The 16,765-nt window shown below is 66.0% G+C and carries 18 protein-coding genes; 7 read left to right on the top strand and 11 right to left on the bottom strand.

Features of this window, described 5'->3' with window-relative positions; genetic code table 11:
- The first annotated feature begins 3 nt into the window (after positions 1-3).
- Positions 4-1,482, top strand: coding sequence for a serine/threonine protein kinase (locus tag ACVWYP_RS31710; RefSeq protein ID WP_028339913.1), 1,479 nt, complete (start codon positions 4-6; stop codon positions 1,480-1,482).
- A gap of 13 nt (positions 1,483-1,495) precedes the next feature.
- On the opposite strand, the gene rpe is transcribed toward ACVWYP_RS31710, so the two are convergent.
- A complete protein-coding gene (rpe, locus tag ACVWYP_RS31705) occupies positions 1,496-2,197 on the bottom strand; it encodes a ribulose-phosphate 3-epimerase (protein WP_028339914.1) in 702 nt (233 codons plus the stop codon).
- A gap of 252 nt (positions 2,198-2,449) precedes the next feature.
- Here rpe and ACVWYP_RS31700 point away from each other — a divergent pair, with 252 nt between their 5' ends.
- On the top strand, positions 2,450-3,247 hold the full coding sequence (locus tag ACVWYP_RS31700; protein ID WP_028339915.1) for an EF-hand domain-containing protein: 798 nt from the start codon (positions 2,450-2,452) through the stop codon (positions 3,245-3,247).
- Positions 3,248-3,468: 221 nt separating this feature from the next.
- Here ACVWYP_RS31700 and ACVWYP_RS31695 read toward each other — a convergent pair whose 3' ends face one another.
- The 6 genes from ACVWYP_RS31695 to ACVWYP_RS31670 form a co-directional block, all read right to left on the bottom strand.
- Entirely contained in the window at positions 3,469-4,464 is a 996-nt protein-coding gene (locus ACVWYP_RS31695; RefSeq protein WP_304496036.1) for a P1 family peptidase, read from the bottom strand.
- 181 nt (positions 4,465-4,645) lie between these two features.
- Positions 4,646-5,764, bottom strand: a complete 1,119-nt coding sequence (locus ACVWYP_RS31690) for a branched-chain amino acid ABC transporter substrate-binding protein (RefSeq protein WP_028339917.1) — start codon at positions 5,762-5,764, stop codon at positions 4,646-4,648.
- 167 nt (positions 5,765-5,931) lie between these two features.
- A complete protein-coding gene (locus tag ACVWYP_RS31685; RefSeq protein WP_018272406.1) occupies positions 5,932-6,681 on the bottom strand; it encodes an ABC transporter ATP-binding protein in 750 nt (249 codons plus the stop codon).
- The gene (locus tag ACVWYP_RS31680) at positions 6,678-7,511 is read right to left on the bottom strand and encodes an ABC transporter ATP-binding protein (protein WP_304496035.1); all 834 of its coding nucleotides are present in this window, start codon (positions 7,509-7,511) and stop codon (positions 6,678-6,680) included. The genes ACVWYP_RS31685 and ACVWYP_RS31680 overlap by 4 nt, the downstream gene beginning before the upstream one ends.
- Entirely contained in the window at positions 7,508-8,833 is a 1,326-nt protein-coding gene (gene livM / locus ACVWYP_RS31675) for a high-affinity branched-chain amino acid ABC transporter permease LivM (RefSeq protein ID WP_028339920.1), read from the bottom strand. The genes ACVWYP_RS31680 and livM overlap by 4 nt, the downstream gene beginning before the upstream one ends.
- Before the next feature lie 10 nt (positions 8,834-8,843).
- The gene (locus ACVWYP_RS31670) at positions 8,844-9,761 is read right to left on the bottom strand and encodes an ABC transporter permease subunit (protein ID WP_028339921.1); all 918 of its coding nucleotides are present in this window, start codon (positions 9,759-9,761) and stop codon (positions 8,844-8,846) included.
- A 368-nt stretch (positions 9,762-10,129) separates the two neighbouring features.
- On the opposite strand from ACVWYP_RS31670, the gene ACVWYP_RS31665 reads away from it, so the two are divergent.
- Positions 10,130-10,276: a hypothetical protein gene (locus tag ACVWYP_RS31665; protein WP_162832451.1), complete on the top strand. Its 147-nt coding sequence runs from the start codon at positions 10,130-10,132 to the stop codon at positions 10,274-10,276.
- 94 nt (positions 10,277-10,370) lie between these two features.
- Here the strand turns inward: ACVWYP_RS31665 and ACVWYP_RS31660 are convergent, their stop codons facing one another.
- Positions 10,371-11,129 (bottom strand): hypothetical protein, encoded by a 759-nt coding sequence (locus tag ACVWYP_RS31660; protein WP_028339922.1) that lies wholly within the window; start codon positions 11,127-11,129, stop codon positions 10,371-10,373.
- Between the two features lie 194 nt (positions 11,130-11,323).
- Between ACVWYP_RS31660 and ACVWYP_RS31655 the strand changes: the two genes are divergently transcribed.
- A complete protein-coding gene (locus ACVWYP_RS31655) occupies positions 11,324-11,851 on the top strand; it encodes a hypothetical protein (RefSeq protein ID WP_304496034.1) in 528 nt (175 codons plus the stop codon).
- On the opposite strand, the gene ACVWYP_RS31650 is transcribed toward ACVWYP_RS31655, so the two are convergent.
- From ACVWYP_RS31650 to ACVWYP_RS31640, 3 genes are all read right to left on the bottom strand, one after another.
- Positions 11,831-12,223 (bottom strand): carboxymuconolactone decarboxylase family protein, encoded by a 393-nt coding sequence (locus ACVWYP_RS31650; protein ID WP_028339924.1) that lies wholly within the window; start codon positions 12,221-12,223, stop codon positions 11,831-11,833. The genes ACVWYP_RS31655 and ACVWYP_RS31650 overlap by 21 nt on opposite strands.
- A gap of 111 nt (positions 12,224-12,334) precedes the next feature.
- Positions 12,335-13,117 (bottom strand): 3-oxoadipate enol-lactonase, encoded by a 783-nt coding sequence (gene pcaD / locus ACVWYP_RS31645; RefSeq protein ID WP_304496033.1) that lies wholly within the window; start codon positions 13,115-13,117, stop codon positions 12,335-12,337.
- 83 nt (positions 13,118-13,200) lie between these two features.
- On the bottom strand, positions 13,201-14,556 hold the full coding sequence (locus ACVWYP_RS31640) for a 3-carboxy-cis,cis-muconate cycloisomerase (RefSeq protein ID WP_304496032.1): 1,356 nt from the start codon (positions 14,554-14,556) through the stop codon (positions 13,201-13,203).
- A 210-nt stretch (positions 14,557-14,766) separates the two neighbouring features.
- On the opposite strand from ACVWYP_RS31640, the gene ACVWYP_RS31635 reads away from it, so the two are divergent.
- The 3 genes from ACVWYP_RS31635 (at position 14,767) to ACVWYP_RS31625 (ending at position 16,756) form a co-directional block, all read left to right on the top strand.
- Positions 14,767-15,213 (top strand): SRPBCC family protein, encoded by a 447-nt coding sequence (locus ACVWYP_RS31635; protein ID WP_016840413.1) that lies wholly within the window; start codon positions 14,767-14,769, stop codon positions 15,211-15,213.
- Between the two features lie 168 nt (positions 15,214-15,381).
- Entirely contained in the window at positions 15,382-15,867 is a 486-nt protein-coding gene (locus ACVWYP_RS31630; protein WP_028336799.1) for a (2Fe-2S)-binding protein, read from the top strand.
- An 82-nt stretch (positions 15,868-15,949) separates the two neighbouring features.
- Positions 15,950-16,756, top strand: a complete 807-nt coding sequence (locus tag ACVWYP_RS31625; protein WP_016840415.1) for an FAD binding domain-containing protein — start codon at positions 15,950-15,952, stop codon at positions 16,754-16,756.
- Positions 16,757-16,765: the final 9 nt, after the last annotated feature.

Genomic DNA, 16,765 nt, shown 5'->3' with positions numbered 1-16,765 from the left:
CCGATGGCGGCGCTGGCGATGCAGGCGGGCGCCGAGATCGACGGCTTCACCATCGGCGAACGCGTGCACCGCGGCGGCATGGCGACGCTGTGGAGCGTCACCCATCCCGGCATCACCGTGCCGCTGCTGATGAAGGTGCCGCTGACCTCGGAGGGCGAGGATCCGGCCGCGATCGTCAGCTTCGAGATGGAGCAGATGATCCTGCCGCGGCTGTCAGGGCCGCACGTGCCGGCCTGTTTCGGCACCGGCGACTTCGAACGCCAGGCCTATGTGGTGATGGAGCGCATCCCCGGGCAGACGCTCTACAAGCGGCTCGGCGAGCTGCCGCTGCCGTATGAGGAGGCGAGGGTGATCGGCGGCAAGGTCGCCACCGCGCTCGCCAGCCTGCACCGGCAGAACGTCATCCATCACGACATCAAGCCGAGCAGCATCATGTTCCGCGAGCGCGGCGAGGCGGTGCTGATCGATTTCGGCCTCTCGCACCACCGCCATCTGCCCGACCTGTTGCAGGAGGAGTTTCGCCTGCCTTACGGCACCGCGCCCTACATGGCGCCGGAGCGCCTGCTCGGCGTGCGCGACGATCCGCGCAGCGATCTGTTTTCGCTCGGCGTGCTGCTCTACTTTTTCACCACCGGCGTCCGCCCGTTCGGCGAGACCGAAAGCCTGCGCGGCATGCGCCGGCGGCTGTGGCGTGACCCGTATCCGCCGCGCCAGCTGAAGCCCGACTATCCGCCATGGCTGCAGGAGATCGTGCTGCGCTGCCTGGAGATCGACCCCGCGGCGCGCTATCCGACCGCGGCGCAGCTTGCCTTCGATCTCGGCCATCCCGATCAGGTGAAGCTGACGGCGCGGGCGCAGCGGCTGAGCCGCGATCCGCTCGGCACGGTCTGGCGCCGCCGTTTCAATCTCGGCGCGGTGCCGCCGCGGCCGAAGTCTGATGTCGCGGCCCAGCTCGCCTCGAGCCCGATCGTTGCTGTCGCGCTCGATATCGGCGAGGGAGCCGAGGCGCTGAACGACACCATCCGCGTCACCGCCGAGCGGGTGCTGTCGACCTCGCCGTCGGCGCGACTGGCTTGCGTGAATGTGCTGAAGCTCAATCGCCTGGCGATCGACCGCACCCATGACGAGCAGGGCCAGAACAAGCACGTCGACCGCCTGGTGGCGCTGCAGCACTGGGCGCGGCCGTTCGGGCTCGAGGAAGGACGGCTGACCGTGCATGTGCTGGAGGCGATCGATCCCGCCGCCGCGATCCTGGAATTCGCCGCGGTCAATCTGGTCGACCACATCATCATCGGCGCGCGGCAGAACTCGCCGCGGCGTGCGCTGCTCGGCACCGTGTCCGCCAAGGTCGCGGGGGAGGCGCCGTGCACGGTGACCGTGGTGCGGCCGTCGCGGCTGGCCTCGCAAGCGGAGGACGGCGAGGGCGATGAGGCGGCGGACCAGGCGGCCAATGCCGCGGTCACGCCGCCCGCGTTGTTCTAGTTTCTCCGGATCATCAGATCGCCTCGCCGCGTGCCTCGGCCGCCGCATGGCGGATCGCGGCGATGTTGGTCTTGTAGGCCTCGACGGTGCCGCCCTTGAACACGGCGGACCCCGCGACGAAGGCGTTGGCGCCGGCGGCCGCGAGCTGGCCCGCGACGTCGGGCGCAACGCCGCCGTCGACCTCGATATCGATCGGGCGGCCCGCGACCATCGCCCTGACGTCGCTGATCTTGCCGATCGCCGAGCGGATGAAGGCCTGGCCGCCGAAGCCGGGATTGACCGACATGACCAGCACGAGGTCGATCAGGTCGAGCACATATTCGATCGCGCTCGCCGGCGTTGCCGGATTGAGCGAGACGCCGGCCTTCTTGCCGAGCGCGCGGATTGCCTGCAACGAGCGGTGCAAATGCGGGCCGGCCTCGGCATGCACCGTGATGTGGTCGCAGCCCGCCTTGGCGAACGCCTCCAGGTAGGGATCGCAGGGCGAGATCATCAGATGGGCGTCGAAGATCTTCTTGGTGTGCGGCCGCATCGCCTTGATGACGTCGGGGCCGTAGGAGATGTTCGGCACAAAGTGTCCGTCCATCACGTCGAGATGGATCCAGTCGGCACCGGCCTGGTCGACGGCGCGGACCTCCTCGCCGAGCTTTGAGAAATCCGACGCCAGGATCGACGGAGCGATAACGAGGGGACGCGGGGTGAATGACTGAGTCATGTCAGCTGTTCCGGAAGACTTCAGGGGGCGACGGGTGAGCCCGCCTAACATGCGGACGCGTGGCGGGCAATGCGAACCGACGGCGCTCCGGGATCGGAAAATTCTTCCGCCGGCGGCAGCTCTTGCCGGGTGCGCGGAACCCGCTTCGACGCGGGACCGCCTGGTTTTACTGGGTTTTTGCCATGGCACGCCCCTTGCTCAGCCACTGACCAGCGTTTGAGCCGCCAGGCGCGGCCCTGTTGGAGTATTGCCATGCTGTTCGCCCTTGGCGCTGCGTCGTCGGCCATTGACCTCTTGAGCTCGCTGATGTCGTCGAAGTCGACGACCCAGACCGGCAGCTCCGGTCAGGGGAGTCAGACCACCGGCCTGTTCGCCCCTTCGACCGGTACCTCGACGTCGACCGGCAGCAGCACCGGCACCGGCTCGGGCAGCGGCTCCGCGCAGATTTCACCACTGACGATGGGCGCGCTGATTTCCGCGCAAAGCCAGTCGCAGACCGCGGTTTCAAACAGCCCGACGGCGGCCAGCCGGTCGGATGCCCTCAAGGACCTGTTCTCGCAGATCGATGCCGACGGCAACGGCAAGATCACCCAGTCCGAATTCGAGAACGCGCTCGGCGCCGGCGGCACCAACACGGCGCAGGCCGACGACGTGTTCTCCAAGCTCGACAGCAATGGCGACGGTAGCGTCAGCCTCGACGAGATGTCGCAGGCATTGCAGAGCCATAAGGGCGGCGGCCATCATCGCCATCACATGGCCACTGGCTCGACCGATGGATCCGGCTCCGGCAGCGGCGCGGGCGGATCGAGCTCAGATCCCTTGATGCAGGCGCTGGACGGCGCGACCTCGACGTCGGTGACCAACAGCGACGGCTCCACCACCACGACGACGACCTATGCCGACGGCTCGAAGGTGGCGATGACGACGCCAGCCGCATCCTCCGCGACCCTCAACGCGGCCTCGTCCTACAATATCGTCGAGCAGCTGATCCAGCGCCAGGCGAAGGCGATCTCCGCGCAGAACTTCGCTGCGATCTCGGTCAGCGCGTAACACATTACGCTATCTGAGACAGCGTAGCCGCGAGCTCCGCCTCTCCCCGCGTGCGGGGAGAGGCCGGAACGCATCGCTAGATGCGTTCCGGGTGAGGGGAGTCTCCGCGAGTCCGTCTGTCACCCACGATGCTGAGGCAGCCCCTCACCGCAATCCTCTAAGAGCGAGCTTGGCTCGTCTCGACCCCGTAAGAACGGGGCGAGGGAGCACACGGCCTTCGCCTAACCGAATCTGTCCCGCCAGCTCGGCAACGCGCCGGCGAACGGCAGCGCGGTCGCCGAATGGACGCCGCGGGCGATGGCGCGCGCCACCGTGTTGGCGGCGAGCGCACCGAGCTTAGTGAGGCCGAACAGCGGATCGATCGGCTTGGCGCCGGTCGCGGCGGCAAACACCACGTCGCCGTCGAGCGGGGCGTGCACGGGATAGATCGCGCGCGCCATGCCGGTCTGCGCGATCATCGCAAGCCGCCGCGCCTGCGGCTTCGTCAGCTGCGCATCGGTCACGACAACGACGAGGGTGGTGTTCTCGGCGGCGCTGGCGTCGGCGCCGCCCTTCAGCCGCGCCTTCAGCATGTCCGGCGTGAACGCGGGCGGCAGGCCGCGCCCGCCGAACTCGCCGCCGACCTCGAACGGCGCCGCCCAGAACCAAGGGCCGCTGCCGACCGTGACGCTGCCGACCGCGTTGACCACCGCGAGCGCCGCCACCTTCACGCCGTCATCGGTCACGTCAGACGCCGAGCCGAGGCCGCCCTTCAGATTGGCCGTGGTCGCGCCCAGGCCAGCGCCGACGCTGCCGAGCTCGAAGGCATCAGAGGCCGCATTGGCCGCCGCGTAGCCGAGATCGCGATAGGGCGGAAAGCGTCCCCACGCCTTGTTGCCGCCGTTGAGCAGGTCGAAGCAGATCGCGCCCGGCACGATTGGGATCACCGCGTCGCGGATGCGGAAGCCGCGGCCGCGCTCGGCGAGCCAGGCCTGCACGCCGCCGGCGGCGTCGAGCCCGTGCGCCGAGCCGCCGGACAGCGCGATGGCGTCGATTGCCTCGACGACATTGTGCGGCGAAAGCAGCGCTTCCTCGCGGGTGCCGGGACCGCCGCCGCGGACATCGATCGAGGCGACTGCCGGCCGCTCGAACAGGATGGCGGTGACACCGGAGGCGACCGTGGGATCGTCGGCATGGCCGACGGCAACGCCGGCAATATCGGTGAGAAGGTTTTTCACGATGGGTCCATCCGCCTGCTGTCCGATCGATCCGGTATAGCAGCCGCGACGGATGCATCAACCGTCCGGCGCGCGGGCGGGCGGAGACGGGCGGTAAGACTTGCAGGCATCAGGTCAAAAAAAACGCCCCGGCGGACCGGGGCGTTCTCGTATCTCTGATTGGATCAGACGCGCGAGAGGCTCAGGAGCCCTTCGGATTGATCTCGGTGTAGTTGCCCTTGGCGTCCCACTTGTAAACGACGTAATCGATCGCCTTGATGTCGCCCTTGGCGTCGAAGGCCATCTTGCCGAGCACGGTGTCCCACTCGCCGGCCTTGATGGTGTCCATCACCTTCTTGGCGTCGGTCGAGCCGGCCTTGGCGACTGCCTGCGTCCACACCTGCATCGCGGCGTAGGTGTAGAGCGTGTAGCCCTCGGGGTCGATGTTCTTGGCCTTGAACTTCTCGACGATCGCCTTCGCGGTCGGCTTGTTGCGCGGATCCGGACCGAAGGTGAACAGCGTGCCTTCGGCGGCGGGGCCGGTGATCGAGGCGAACTCCTTGTCGTTCATGGCGTCGCCCGCCATCAGCACGGTCTGCAGGCCCTGGTCGCGCATCTGGCGCAGGATCAGGCCGGCTTCCTGATGGTAGCCGCCGACATAGACCAGATCGATGTTGTCGCGCTTCAGGCGCGAGACGATCGAGTTGAAGTCCTTGTCGCCCTTATTGTAGGACTCGAACATCTTCTCCTGGAAGCCGGCCTTGTTCAGCGCCTTCTTGGTCTCGTCGGCGAGGCCTTTGCCATAGGTGGTCTTGTCGTTCAGGATCGCGACGTTCTTGCCCTTGTAGTTCTTCATGATGTAGTCGGCGGCGACCAGGCCCTGCTGGTCGTCACGGCCGCAGACGCGCGCCACGTTCCAGAGCTTGCGCTCGGTGAACAGCGGGTTGGTCGAGGCCGGGGTGATCTGCAGCACGTTGGCGTCGGCGTAGGCCTCGGAGGCCGGGATCGAGGACGACGAGCAGAAATGGCCGGCCACGAACGGGATCTTCGAAGAGCCGATCTTTTCCGCGATCGAGCGCGCCTGCTTCGGATCGCAGGCATCGTCGTCGGCTTCCAGCGCGAGCTTCTTGCCGAGCACGCCGCCGGCGGCGTTGATGTCGGCGACCGCCTGCTCGGCGCCGTTCTTCATCTGCCGGCCGAAAGCGGATTCGGAGCCCGTCATCGGGCCCGCGACTGCGATGGTGATGTCTTGCGCGAACGCGCTCGCCGATAATGCGAACGAGGCGCCAAGTGCCAGGCCGATGAGCTTCAGTGATTTCATGAGACGTCCCTCGTGGTCGTTGCCTCTTGCGGGAGGGGCCCGGCACGCCGGGCCCCAAAACCGCGGGCATTCTCAGCTGATTTCGCGGCGAAGTCACCGGCAATTTTCAGGTAAATCGACGCTGCATCCGCCGCGTCTTGCTTGCGGGGGCGGCACGGAACGTTAAGCTAGCCGCGGCGGCCGCCTTCCAGATAGGCGGCGCGGATTTCCGGGCGCTGCAGCAATTCGGCGCCGGTTCCGGCCAGCGTGATCAGGCCGTTGACCATGACATAGCCGCGATGGGCGAGCTTCAGCGCATGATTGGCGTTCTGCTCCACGATCAGGACGGTGAGGCCGTCCTGCCGGTTCAGCGTGCGGATGGCGTCGAAGATCTGCCGCGCGATCAGCGGCGCGAGCCCGAGCGAGGGCTCGTCCAGCATCAACAGCCGCGGCCGGCTCATCAGGGCGCGGCCGATCGCCAGCATCTGCTGCTCGCCGCCCGACAGCGTGCCGCCGCGTTGTGCGACCCGTTCCTTCAGGCGCGGGAACAGCGCGAACACCCGCTCGAGCCCGGCTGCGCGCTCGGCCTCGCTGCATTCGGTGGCATCGGCGCCCATCTGCAGGTTTTCCGCGACGCTCATGCGCGGAAAGATCCGCCGGCCCTCCGGCGATTGTGCGATGCGCAGCCGCGCGATCTCGTGGGTCGGCACGCCGGTGATGTCACGGCCGTCAAACTCGATGGCGCCGGCGCGGGCGCGCGGCCTGCCGAAAATCGTCATCATCAGCGTCGACTTGCCGGCGCCGTTGGCGCCGATCAGGGCAACGATCTCCCCGCGATTGATCTCGATATCGACGCCCTTCAGCGCCTCGATCTTGCCATACGCCGCGCGCACGCCGCGCACCGCGAGCAGGGGTGTCGTTGCCTGTGCCGCGCTCACGTGCCGCTCTCCATCACGGCGATCGCCTCTTCCTCGTCGGCGCCGAGATACGCGGCGATCACCTTGGGGTCGTCGCGCACCGTCTGCGGCGTGCCTTCGGCGATCTTGACGCCGTAATCCATGACCACGACGTGATCGGAGATCTCCATCACGACCGACATGTCGTGCTCGATCAGAAGGATCGAGGTGCCCTGTTCGTTACGGATCGACAGCAGCAGTTCGTTGAGCCCGCCGCTCTCGCGCGCGTTCAGTCCGGCCGCCGGCTCGTCGAGACAGAGCAGCGCCGGTTCAGTGCACATCGCGCGCGCGATCTCGAGCCTGCGCTGGTCGCCATAGGGCAGGTTGCCCGCGGCATCGTCGGCACGGTCGAGCAGGCCGACGCGCGCGAGCCAGGTCCGCGCCAGATCGATGGCGCGCTGCTCGGCCTCGCGCCAGGACGGCAGGCCGAGCAGTCCGAGCAGGGTCAGGCCCGAGGCGCGCATCAGCGCGTTGTGCTGGGCGACCATCAGATTTTCCAGCGCCGTCATGCCGGGAAACAGCCGGATGTTCTGGAAGGTGCGCGCCACCTTGGCCTGCTTGGAGATGCGGAAATCGTTCAGCCGCTCGAGCTGGATGGTGCGGCCGTCGTCATGGGCGAGGCGGATCGCGCCGCCGCTCGGCCGGTAGAACCCGGTGATGCAGTTGAACACTGTGGTCTTGCCGGCGCCGTTCGGCCCGATCAGCGCGGTGATCTTGCGCCGCTCGGCGGCAAAGGACAGCTCGTTGACCGCGACGATGCCGCCGAAGCGCATCATCAGGCGGTCGACGGTGAGGATGTGGTCGCCGCTCATCCGTGGCCCTCCTTGACGAGGTCGGACGAGATCGCCTGGTTGCGTTCCAGGAACACGGTCGGCGAGCGATGGCCGATCAGCCCGCGCGGCCGCCAGATCATCAGCAGCACCATCGCCATGCCGAACACCAGCATGCGGTATTGATCGAGGCCGCGGAACAGCTCGAAGCCGCCGATCATGGTCAGCGCGGCGAGCGCCACGCCAAGCTGCGAGCCCATGCCGCCGAGCACGACGATCGCCAGCACCAGCGCCGATTCCTGGAAGGTGAAGGATTCCGGGCTGATGAAGCCCTGCCGCGTGGCGAAGAACGCGCCGGCTAAGCCGCCGAACATCGCACCGGTCGCGAACGCCGTCAGCTTGGTCGTCGTGGTGTTGATGCCGAGCGCGCGGCAGGCGACCTCGTCCTCGCGCAGCGCCTCCCAGGCGCGGCCGATCGGCAGCCGCCGCAGCCGGATCGTCACCCAGTTGGTGATCAGCGCCATCGCCAGGATCAGATAGAACAGGAAGACGAGGCGGTGGGTCGGCGAGAATTCGATGCCGAGCTTGGCGGCGAGCCCGTCATCACCCGCCGTCAGCGGAATGCCGAACATGGTCGGGCGGGGAATTCCCGAGACGCCGTTGGGGCCGCCGGTCAGGCTCTGCCAGTTGATGATGACGAGGCGGATGATCTCGCCGAAGGCGAGCGTCACGATCGCGAGATAGTCGCCGCGCAGCCGCAGCACCGGGAAGCCGAGCAGCACGCCCCAGAACGCCGCCAGGATGCCGGCAAGCGGCAGGCAGACCCAGAACGACAATCCGAAATTGGTGGCAAGCAATGCGTAGGAATAGGCGCCGACCGCGTAGAAGGCGACATAGCCGAGGTCGAGCAGGCCGGCGAGGCCGACCACGACGTTCAATCCCCATCCCAGCATCACATAGGTCAGGACCAGGATCGACAGGTCGAGAATGTAGCGCTGGTTGTAGAAGATGACAGGCACGAGGAACGTGAACACCAGGAGCGCCGGCGCCAGCCAGCGGCCGGCGAACGACATCGCCGATTGCACCGGCTTCGGCACGACGCGGTCCTTGTCGACCGGTCCCCACCATTGCCGCAGCAACTCGACGACGATGCTGCCGCCGAACACCGCGCCGACGAGGGCTGCGAGGTCGCCGAACCGCGTCCAGTAGATCAGGCCGCCCTGTGGCCCGGCCTCGGTGCGAATGCCGATCATCAGCGAGAACAGCACCAGCGCGACAAGGGCGCTGATCAGGGCTTTCTTAAGAATGAAGGCGCTGCCCGAGGGCTGCGCGGCGTGCGAGGGGCGGGCTGAGGTCGCGCTCACGAAGTGCCTGTCAGACTTTTTCGACTTCGGGACGGCCAAGCAGGCCGGTCGGCATGAAGATCAGCACCACGATCAGGATCGAGAACGCGGCGACGTCCTTGTACTCCACCGAGAAATAGGCCGACCAGAACGTCTCGATCAGGCCGATCGCGAGCCCGCCGAGCATCGCGCCCGGCAGCGAGCCGATGCCGCCGAGCACGGCGGCGGTGAACGCCTTGATGCCGGCGACGAAGCCCATGAAGAAATCGACCAGGCCGTAATACAAGAGATACATCATGCCTGCGACCGCGGCGAGCGCGGCGCCGATCACGAAGGTCATCGAGATGGTGCGGTCGACGTCGACGCCGAGCAGCGCGGCCATGGTCTGGTCCTGCTCGCAGGCGCGCATGTCGCGTCCGAGCCGGGTGCGCGAGACCAGCCAGGTGAACAGCGCCAGCACCACGATGGTGGCCAGCACGACCATGATCTGGATGTTGGAGAGCTGCACGGCGAAGCCCGACGAGCCTTCATGCAGCGTATAGCCGCCGGTGATGATCGGCGGCACCGGCTTCACCCGCGCGCCCTGCGACACCTGCGAGAAATTGGTCAGCACGAACGACATGCCGATCGCCGACAGCATCGGCGCCAGCCGGAACGAATGCCTTAAGGGCCGGTAGGCGATGCGTTCGATGGTCCAGCCATAGAGCGCGGTGATCGCCATCGAGACCAGCAGCACGATCAGCAGGATCAGCGGGATCGCGGTGAGGCCGAGCGACACCAGCACCAGGAACGAGATCAGCGCGATGAAGCCGCCGATCATGAAGATGTCGCCGTGCGCGAAGTTGATCATGCCGACGATGCCGTAGACCATCGTGTAGCCGATGGCGATCAGGCCGTAGATCGAACCGAGCACGAGGCCGTTGATCAATTGCTGGGCGAAATAATCCATACGCTGCCGTCAGAGCCTGTTCGGTTGAGAACCGACCAGGCTCTCGTGTTGATCTGGACGCGCTTTCTTCACGCGAACCGGTTCCCACTTCGCTCGAAAACGCTACGTCGAGGGTGACGCGGCGAGGGCCCCGGCAGCCTGATCCGTCGCGTCGTGTCGTTTTCTAACAGTGGAACCCCGGGCGCGGCAACAGCGTGGCAGCAGCAGAAAGGGCTTGTACATAACTAGTTTGGCGGATGCGGTTCCGATGTCACAGGGCCGACATGGCTTTGCCCTGCAATGATCACGCCGGAACCCGTGTTCCCCGAGAACCGCGCTTCCGACGCGCGCGTTGTCCCCAGCTTGATGAAAGCAAAGGGAGTAGCTGAATGAGCAACCCAAATCAGAATCCGGGACAGCCGAACCAGAACCCCAATCAGAAGCCCGGCCAGCAGCAGCAGGGCGGCGGCCAGAAGCCCGGCCAGCAACAGCAGGATCCGGGCCGGCAGGGCCAGAAGCCCAATCCGGAGCGCTAATTCGGACAATTGAGCCGAACTAGCGGGGAGGCCTCGCCGAAAGGCGAGGCCTTCCTTGTTCAGGCTTAGACCCTTTTCGCTTGGGCTGTCTTGTTCAGGCCAACTGGTCGGCGAAGCGGCCGCGGAAGGCGTATGAACCGAAATGCGTGAGCTCGCTTCGAAGGTCGAGCCAGATTTCGCCGCCGAGATCGATCCAGCGCCGGCAGAACGCGTAATCTTCGGACAAATACTCGCCGGTCGTCTTGTCGATCATGCATTCGAACAGCGACACGCGGTCGAGGTCGGCGCGAACCAGGTCGCCGGTGTTCAAGTCGTTGCTCTTGTGGTTCGCCCGATATTTGAGTTCGGGATGGGCGTCGCACAGCCTGACGAGGGCGGATCGCTTCATCATGAGAAAGCCGGTTCCGGCATAGCGGACCTTGGCAAAGCCGTCGCCGCGCGCCGTGATCTGATCGCCCTCCCATGTGACGACATAGTCCAGCGAGGATGACGCGAGGTTCTTGCGCTTGGCCTCCGCAGCCCGCTGCACCTTGGCCCAATCGATGTGCTTCAGCGGATAGGCCGCGGCCGAAACGTCAGTGCCGCAATCCAGCAGCCGGAACACGGACTCGGGTTCGAACCCGATATCGGCATCGATGAACAGGAGATGGCTGGCGCCGGATGCAAGGAATTGGTGGGCCAGTTCGTTCCGGGCGCGCACGATCAGCGATTCGTTTCCGATCAGATGGAACTGGATGTCGATGCCCCGGGCAGTGGCCGCAGCCTGAAGCTTCAGGGCGGACAACACATAGGCCATCTTCAGATCGCCGCCGTAGCAGGGCGTTGCGACGAAAACGCGCGTTCTTTCGGTCATTTTACCCCCTTTAATCCCGGCTGGCGCCGATCTCGCGCAGATCCCGGCCGGGCCCCGATCGCATCGATCCGGAACCATCGCATCGCGCTTAACCTTAACAAAGGGTTTAAATTGCTGCCGGCAATTGATCGGCGTTAGCTCGCGCCCTGAATCGTCGCCGATCGGATAAGGCGCGGGAAGCACGGGAAGCGGCAATGTCGAACAACTGGCGGATCAGCTCCTTCAACGGCGCGCTGCTTGCGGCCTATTTCATTCCGGTCTGGACCATCATTGCCTTCAGCATCATGGTGTCGCCGATCCATGGCCTCTATGAGCGGCCGAGCGTGTCGATCGCGTTCTATGCCAGCGACTATCTGCACCTCGGCAAGATGGCGACGGTGCGGCTCGCGTGGCTGCTCGCGCTGGCGCGGATCACCGTGGTGGCGTTCTTCGCGGTCTTCCTCGCGATGACCGCGTTCTCGCCGCTGCGCAAGAGCAGCAGCGGCGCCGACGAGGCGCTGGCGGTGGCGCTCTGCCTCGGCAGCGTGCTGAGCTTCGCCAGCATGATGATCGCTTCCAAGGTCGGCGAGGTCGAAGCGCTGCGCATGCATGCATCCGAGCTTCTGATGCTGCTCGGCACCGCGATCGTGATGTTGTTCGAGACCTCGCCGAAGCGAGCCGTCGAGGCGCCTGTCGTCGAGGCGGGCGCGCCTGCGAGCCAGCTATCCCTTCAGCAGCCCTAGCTCGGCAATGATTGCGCCGGCTTCCTTGACGGCGTGATTGGCCGCAGGCACGCCGCAATAGATCGCCTGCTGCAGCAGGATCTCCTTGATGTCCTCGGGCGTGAAGCCGCCTTCGGCGAGCGCCGCGCGCACATGCAGGCGGAATTCGTCCCACTGGCCGAGCGCGACCATGGTGCCGATCACAAGCACGCGGCGGGTGCGGTGATCGAAATGCGGCCGGGTCCAGATGTCGCCCCACGCATAGCGCGTGATCAGGTCCTGGAAGTCGGTGTTGAACGCGTTGCGGTTCTTGATCGACTTGTCGACCCATTCATTGCCGAGCACCTTGCGGCGCTGCGTCATGCCGTCGTCGCGGCGCTGATTGTCGTCCATTGACGTCTCCTCCCGTCATTGCGAGCGAAGCGAAGCAATCCATCTCACCGATTGACGAGGCATGGATTGCTTCGTCGCTTTGCTCCTCGCAATGACGTCTGTGGTTGTGGATTACCGTTGCGTCAGGAAGCCGACCACGGCTTCGGTGAAGGCGTGCGACTGCTCGACGTTGGAAATATGCGCGGCATCGAGCAGCGTCATGCTGGCGCCGGGAATGCCGCTGCGGATCATCTCACCCGCCGACACCGGTGTTGCCATGTCCTGCTTTCCTGCGATCACCAGGGTCGGGCTCTTGATCCTGGGCAGCAGTGCGCGCTGGTCGAGTGTCGACAGCGCCTCGCAGCAGGCGAGATAGCCTTCGACCGGCGAGGCAACCAGCATCGCCTTCATGCGCGCCGTGGTCTCCGGCTCGCGCTCGCGGAAATCGGCGGTCAGCCAGCCCGCGATCACGGTGTCGGCAACGGCGGCGATGCTGCCTTCCTTCACCGCCTTGATGCGGTTGAGCCAGTTGGTCGGATCGGGATAGTAGCAGGCGGTGTTGGCGAGGATGATCTTGCCGAATCTTTCCGGAGCATTCGCTCCCAGCCACTGTCCGACCATGCCGCCCATCGACAGCCCGCACCAATGCACCTTCTCGATGTTGAGATCGTCGAGGATCGCCAGCACGTCGCGGCCGAACCGCTCCATGGAGTAGGGGCCCGCCGGCACGCCGGATTTGCCGTGACCCCGGCGGTCGTAGCGGATGACGCGGAACAGCTGCGTCAGTGCCCGCATCTGCGGCTCCCACATCTGCAAGGTGCAGCCGAGCGAGTTCGACAGCATCAAGGTCGGTCCGCCGTCGCGGCCGTCCACCTGAACGTTGAGCAGGCACCCGTCGGCGTTGATCATCGGCATCGTCTTGTCCCTCTCGTCATGCGCTTGCCGGGTCATCTGCGCGAAGACGCGCTTCGCGCTTTTGTCCGGCAACGACATCGTCGCTATTTGTCATCCAGTGAAGCCAGCAGGCGGTCGATCAGCGCTTGCGAGGCGCCCTGATAGGCCATCGGGTCGAACAGCTCCGCGATTCGTTTCGCGTCGAGATGAGCGGTGACCTTGGCGTCCGCCGACAGCACCTCGCGCAGATGCTTCTTCTCTGCGACCGCGCGCTTGCTGGCGGCCTCGATCAGATGGTGGGCGTCGCTCTTGCCGATCTTTTCGGCGAGCGCGAAGGTGACGGCTTCCGCCATGATCAAGCCATGGGTCGCATCGAGATTGACGCGCATCCGCGCCGCATCGACCTCGAGCCCTTCGGCGAGATCAACGATCGCGGCAAGCGCGCCCGAGGTCGCCAGCATCAGGCCCGGCAATGTCGGCCATTCCGCGTGCCACGGGCCGGCGCTGCGCTCATGGTCCTGCACCTGCGCGGCGAAGATCGTCGCGGCGAGATTCGGCGCCATGGTCGCAGCGCCAAGCGCGCTCGCGGCGGCGACCGGATTGCGCTTGTGCGGCATGGTGGAGGAGCCGCCGCGGCCGGCACCCGCCGGCTCGAACGCCTCGCCGACATCGGTCTGCATCATCAGCGAAACGTCGCGCGCGATCTTGCCGCAGCTGCCGGCGAGGATCGCGAACACCGACGCTGCCTCGGCGATGCGGTCGCGATGGGTATTCCAGGGTGCATCCGGCAGCGGCAGATCGAGCTCTTGCGCAAGGGCGGCGGCGACCGCGAGGCCCTTGTCGCCAAGCGCGGCGAGCGTCCCGGCGGCGCCGCCGAATTGCAGCGCCAGCGTCTCGCGGCGCAGGCGCAGCAAGCGCTTGCGGGAGCGATGCAGCGCCGCGGCATATTCGGCGAGCTTGAGGCCAAACGGCATCGGCAGGGCGTGCTGCAGCCAGGTCCGCGCCACCACGGCGGTGTCGCGATGGGCGCGCGCAAGCTTGGCGAAGCCGGCGACGGCGCGGTCGAGGTCGGCCAGCAGCGCGTCGATCCCCGCGCGCAACGACAGCATCGTCGCGGTGTCGATGACGTCCTGGCTGGTCGCGCCCCAATGCACGTAGCGCGCCGCCTCGGCATCCGCCTTGGCGACATTGGCGGTCAGGGCCTTCACCAGCGGGATCGCCAGATTGCCGGACCGCGTCGCGGCGTCCGCCAGCGCGGCCAGGTCGAATGATTCGGCCTTGCAGGCGCTGGCGATCGGTCCCGCGCCAGCTGCGGGAATCACCCCGCAGGCCACCTCGGCGCGGGCCAGCGCGGCCTCGAAATCCAGCATGTTCTGCAGCGTGGCGGCGTCGTCGCACACCGCGCGCATCGCGGCGCTCGACAGCATCGGCGCAAGCAGGGGAGAGAGGGCTGTGCTCATCGCCGGCGACCTAACCATTCCCGCGCGTCCCTGCCAATGCCCCGGGGCTGCCTGCATTTTCAACAATGCGGATTGCGCGATTTCGTGAACAACGGGCTTGGCTTGCTGCGGTTGCGAATATGCATCGCTCATCCTCCGAAGGTGCCCTTTCCTTTGCGCCCCGGCTGCTTTACTTGGGGGAAAAGGTTCTAGCGATCGAGGAGATCCCCCATGGCCATGACAATGACCGGCGAAGTCCAGCTTGCAGCGCCGCGCCAGGCTGTGTGGGACAAGCTCAACGATCCCGAAGTGTTGAAGGCCTGCATTCCCGGCTGCGAAGAGCTGGAGAAGACCGACGAGGGCGGCTTCCGTGCCACCGCCAAGATGAAGGTCGGCCCGGTCTCCGCCCGCTTCAAGGGCAAGGTCACATTGAGCGATCTCGACCCGCCGAACGGTTACAAGATCTCAGGCGAAGGCGAGGGCGGGGTCGCCGGCTTCGCCAAGGGCGGCGCCACCGTTGGCCTAGCCGACAAGGATGGCGGCACGCTTCTGAGCTACAATGTGGAGGCGCAGATCGGCGGCAAGCTCGCCCAGCTCGGCCAGCGCCTGATCAACGGCGCCGCCAAGAAGCTGGCCGATGAATTCTTTGCAAATTTCGCCAAGGCGGTGCAGGGTTAGCCCCGCCTTTCGGCTGGATTATTCAGGTCCGGCCATGTCTTGCCGTTATGTCCTGGATGGGTGGCTCCAAAGGTTGCCCATCGCGGGGCGCGCCCATATTATGCCGTCTGGAATGATTTAAAACCGCCTGCTTCGCCGATATGCGGTGGCGCAGATAAGAGAGTGCTGATGGCCAAGATTTCAATGATCGTGAACGGCAACCCCGTGAACGCGAATGTCGACCCCCGTACCCTTCTGGTCCAGTTTCTGCGCGAAAACCTGCGGCTGACCGGCACCCATGTCGGCTGCGACACCTCGCAGTGCGGCGCCTGCGTCGTGCATCTGGACGGCAGGGCGGTGAAGTCCTGCACGACGCTTGCGGTGATGGCCGACGGTCATGAGGTCAAGACCATCGAGGGGCTGGCGGCCGATGGCGCGCCGCTGCATCCGATGCAGGAGGCCTTCCGCGAGCATCACGGCCTGCAGTGCGGCTTTTGCACGCCGGGCATGATCATGACCGCGGTCGACCTCGTCCATCGCAAGGGCCACGAGCTCTCCGACGAGGTGATCCGCGAGGAGCTGGAAGGCAATCTGTGCCGCTGCACCGGCTACCAGAACATCGTCGCTTCGATCGCCGCCGGCGCCAAGGCGATGGCCAAATCGGACCTCGCTTAGGGCATGATCCGGAAAAGTGTGAAGCGGTTTTCCGAAAAGATCATGCCCCAGTAAATATCGCGACCGCGATCAGGACATTCCAATGTACGAATTCAAATATCATCGTCCCGGCACCGTGCGGCAGGCCGCCAACCTCCTGGTGAAGAACGAGGACGCCAAGCTGATCGCCGGCGGTCACACGCTGGTGCCGGTCATGAAGCAGCGGCTCGCCAGCCCGCCGCATCTGGTCGACCTCTCCCATATCGAAGGTCTCGACACGATCGAGATGAAGGGCCGCTCGCTGGTCATCGGCGCCACCGCCAAGCACGCCGAAGTTGCCAACTCCGCGGTCGTCGGCGAGGCGATCCCGGCGCTGGCCGAGCTGGCCGGCCTGATCGGCGATCCCGCGGTGCGTCACCGCGGCACCATCGGCGGCTCGCTCGCCAACAACGACCCGACCGCCGACTATCCGGCCGCGGTGCTGGCGCTGGGCGCGACCATCGTCACCAACAAGCGCCGCCTCAAGGCCGAGGAGTATTTCCAGGGCCTGTTCTCGACCGCGCTGGAGGCCGACGAGATCATCACCAAGGTGATGTTCCCGCTGCCGAAGAAGGCGGCTTACGTCAAGTTCCGCAACCAGGCCTCGCGTTATGCGTTGGTCGGCGTGTTCGTGGCCAAGCGTCCGTCCGACGTGCGCGTCGCGGTCACCGGTGCGGGCTCCGACGGCGTATTCCGCGTCACCGCGTTCGAGGACGCTCTTAAGAAGCGCTTCTCGCACAAGGTGCTCGACGGCATCGCGGTTTCGGCCGACGGGCTGAACAGCGACCTGCACGGCAGTGCGGAATACCGCGCGCATCTGATCGGCGTTTTGACGCGCAGGGCGGTGGAAACCGCGAACGCCAAGGACTAAGTACCAAGG

It is taken from the genome of Bradyrhizobium sp. USDA 3262, from assembly GCF_054060035.1.
The sequence above is the reverse complement of the archived record's forward strand: the minus strand, read 5'-3'. Positions and strand labels throughout refer to the sequence as shown.